This window comes from Phenylobacterium sp., from assembly GCF_041691455.1.
Lineage (GTDB): Bacteria > Pseudomonadota > Alphaproteobacteria > Caulobacterales > Caulobacteraceae > Phenylobacterium.
Map to the genome: position 1 here is coordinate 1 of NZ_JBEPUO010000072.1, position 3,076 is coordinate 3,076.

Below are 3,076 nucleotides of genomic sequence, written 5' to 3' on the forward strand. Positions count from 1 at the left end.
GCGGTGGTCTACACCGGCAAGGCGCGGATGGTGCTGATGGACCTGCCGCGCGAGGCGGTGGCCGGGATGCGCTCGGCGAGCGAGCTCTATGCGCTGTTGCTGGCGCGCACGGCCCGCGAGCGGTTCGGCGCGACCTGGGGGCTTTCCGAGACGGGCGCGGCGGGGCCGACGGGCAACGGCTATGGCGACGCGGCGGGCCACACCTGCATCGCGATCTCCGGGCCGATGGAGATGGCTGTGACGCTGGAGACCGGCGAGAGCGATCGGGCGGCCAACATGACCGCCTTCGCCGCGGCGGCGCTCGAGCTCCTGAAGCGGGCGACCGAATAGCGGCCGCGTCTTCCGTGGCGCCCGCCGCCGACGCCGCTACGATACCGCCATGCGGACGATTCTGACCCTCCACCCGGGCGGGCGGTGCGCGGCGGTGACCGCGATCGAGGTGGAGGCCGCGCGGCTGGACGGCGGGCGCCTGGCGCTGCGCTACATCGTGACCGGCGACGCGGCCGGTATCGTCCTGCCGGCGCCGAGCCCGCCGACGCGTACGGGTGGGCTGTGGCGGCACACCTGCTTCGAGGCCTTCGTGGGGGTTCCCAGCGGCGAGCCCTACTACGAGTTCAACCTCGCCCCCTCGACGGAGTGGGCGGCCTATCGGTTCGACGGCTACCGGCAGGGCATGGCGCCGATCGAGCCCTGCGAGGCGCCGGCCATCGCGATGAGCACCACCCGTCGCGGACTTGAGCTCTCGGCGACGCTGCGCCTCGCCGACCTCGCCGGTTCGCCCTGGCGCCTCGGCCTCTCGGCGGTCATTGAAGAGGCTGGCGGCCACATCTCCTACTGGGCCGTGGCGCATCCGCCCGGCCGTCCCGACTTCCACCACCGCGACGGCTTCGCGGTCGAACTTCCCGAGACTGGACGCTCATGAAATTCGGCATCGATCGACTGCTCGAAGACCCGGCCCTACGCGCGCCGCTCGCGGGCCGGCGCATCTCGCTGCTGGCCCACCCGGCCTCGGTCACCGCCACGCTCGAGCATTCGCTGGACGCGCTCTGCGCCTGCCCGGACCTGAACGTCACCTCGGCCTTCGGGCCGCAGCACGGCCTGCGCGGCGACAAGCAGGACAACATGGTGGAGTCGCCGGACTTCAACGATCCGGTGCACGGCATCCCGGTGTTCAGCCTCTATGGCGAGGTCCGCAAGCCGACCGACGCGTCGATGCAGACCTTCGACGTTCTGCTGGTCGACCTGCAGGACCTCGGCTGCCGAATCTACACCTTCATCACCACCCTGCGGCATGTGCTTGAGGCGGCGGCCAAGCACGGCAAGGCGGTGTGGGTGCTCGACCGCCCCAACCCGATCGGCCGGCCGGTCGAGGGCCTGACACTCAGGCCGGGCTGGGAAAGCTTCGTGGGCGCCGGGCCGATGCCCATGCGCCACGGCCTGACGCTCGGCGAACTCGGCCACTGGTTCATCGCGACGCTGAAGCTCGACGTCGAATACCGGGTGATCGAGATGCAGGGCTGGTCGCCGGGCGCCGCGCCGGGCTTCGGCTGGCCGCTGGGCGTGCGGACCTGGGTCAATCCCAGCCCCAATGCCGCGAACCTCTGGATGGCCAGGGCCTATCCCGGCACGGTGATGCTGGAAGGCGCGACGCTGTCGGAGGGCCGCGGCACCACGCGCCCGCTGGAGCTGTTCGGCGCGCCGGACATCGACGCGCGGCGGGTCGTGCAGGAGATGGCCGCGCTCGCGCCGCAGTGGCTGAACGGCTGCCGCCTCAGGGACTGCTGGTTCGAGCCCACCTTCCACAAGCACGTCCACCAGCTCTGCCACGGTGTGCAAATCCACACCGAGGATCCGAGCTACGACCACGACGCCTTCCGGCCGTGGCGGCTGCAGGCCCTGGCGTTCAAGGCGATCCGCCGGCTCTACCCGGACTATCCGCTGTGGCGGGACTTCCCCTACGAGTACGAGATCGGCAAGCTCGCCATAGACGTCATCAACGGTGGCCCGGCCCTGCGCGAATGGGTGGACGATCCGGCCGCGGCGCCGAAGGATCTGGAGGCGCTGACCGTCCCGGATGAAACAGCGTGGCTGGAAGAGCGCCGGCCTTACGAACTCTACTGAGTCTCGACCCTAGAGCGTCGGGTCGTCGCTCACCCGCACCAGCATTTTCCCGAAGTTGCCGCCGCTCAGCATCTCGGCGAAGGCGGCGGGGATGGTCTCCAGCCCCTCGCGGATATCCTCGAGATACCTGATGTCGCCCGCCGCGACGTGCGGGGCCACATAGGCCAGCATCTCCGCCTGGTGATCCTTGACGTAGTCGCCGACGAAGAGGTCGCGGACGGTGACGCCGCGGTCGCGGAAGATGGCCTCGCCGCGGGCCATCAGGGCGGCGCGGGCGTCCGCGCCCTCAGGGTCGCCGTAGGAGGAGATCAGGCCGCAGATGGTCATCCGGGCGCCGGGGTTGAACAGCGGCAGGACGGCGTCGAAGACCGCGCCGCCGACGTTCTCGAAATAGACGTCGACGCCGGCCGGACAGGCGGCCCTGAGGTCCTCGGCGAAGGTCGGGCTCAGGTGAGAGACGCAGGCGTCGAAGCCCAGTTCGTCGATGACATATCGGCACTTCTTCTCGGCGCCGGCGATCCCCACCACCCGGGCGCCGCGCAGGCGGGCGAGCTGGCCCGCGATCTGGCCGACGCCGCCCGAGGCCGCCGAGACCACGGCGGTCTCGCCGGCCTTGGGGTCGCACTGAAGGATCATGCCGCCGTAGGCGGTGAGGCCCAGCATGCCCAGCACGCCGACCGCCTGGGAAATGCGGCCCTGCGCCGGATCGAGCTTGCGCGGGATCATGTAGCCGGGACGCGCCACGCCTTCGCCCATCAGGCCATATTCGGCCCAGCCGTTGGTGTTGAAGACCAGGTCGCCGGGCGCCAGGCCCTCCATCCGGCTCTCGACCACCTGCGACACCGTGCGGGCGTGGCAGGGGGCGCCGGCCGGTTCGACGCCGCGCTTCTTGTAGCCCCACTGACCTGATGTCCATCGGCATGGCGCCGTCGCGCCTTTGTGCGACCGTTCCGGC

At 70.8% G+C, this 3,076-nt stretch carries 4 protein-coding genes; 3 read left to right on the plus strand and 1 reads right to left on the minus strand.

Annotated elements, in window-relative coordinates; genetic code table 11:
* From ACESMY_RS23570 to ACESMY_RS23580, 3 genes are all read left to right on the plus strand, one after another.
* A partial coding sequence (locus tag ACESMY_RS23570; RefSeq protein WP_372787079.1) for a CinA family protein occupies positions 1-330 on the plus strand: 330 nt, incomplete at its 5' end.
* A 49-nt stretch (positions 331-379) separates the two neighbouring features.
* Positions 380-922 carry a DOMON-like domain-containing protein gene (locus ACESMY_RS23575; RefSeq protein ID WP_372787080.1) on the plus strand — a complete coding sequence of 181 codons (543 nt, stop codon included), beginning with the start codon at positions 380-382 and terminating at the stop codon, positions 920-922.
* Positions 919-2,121, plus strand: a complete 1,203-nt coding sequence (locus ACESMY_RS23580; protein WP_372787081.1) for an exo-beta-N-acetylmuramidase NamZ domain-containing protein — start codon at positions 919-921, stop codon at positions 2,119-2,121. The genes ACESMY_RS23575 and ACESMY_RS23580 overlap by 4 nt, the downstream gene beginning before the upstream one ends.
* 9 nt (positions 2,122-2,130) lie before the next feature.
* Here the strand turns inward: ACESMY_RS23580 and ACESMY_RS23585 are convergent.
* The coding region (locus ACESMY_RS23585; RefSeq protein ID WP_372787082.1) for a zinc-binding dehydrogenase at positions 2,131-3,076 on the minus strand (946 nt) is incomplete at its 5' end.

Bases quoted from the DNA above. Each gene is read 5' to 3' on its own strand.
- ACESMY_RS23575 (WP_372787080.1), top strand. From the start codon at position 380: ATGCGGACGATTCTGACCCTCCACCCGGGCGGGCGGTGCGCGGCGGTG.
- ACESMY_RS23580 (WP_372787081.1), top strand. From the start codon at position 919: ATGAAATTCGGCATCGATCGACTGCTCGAAGACCCGGCCCTACGCGCG.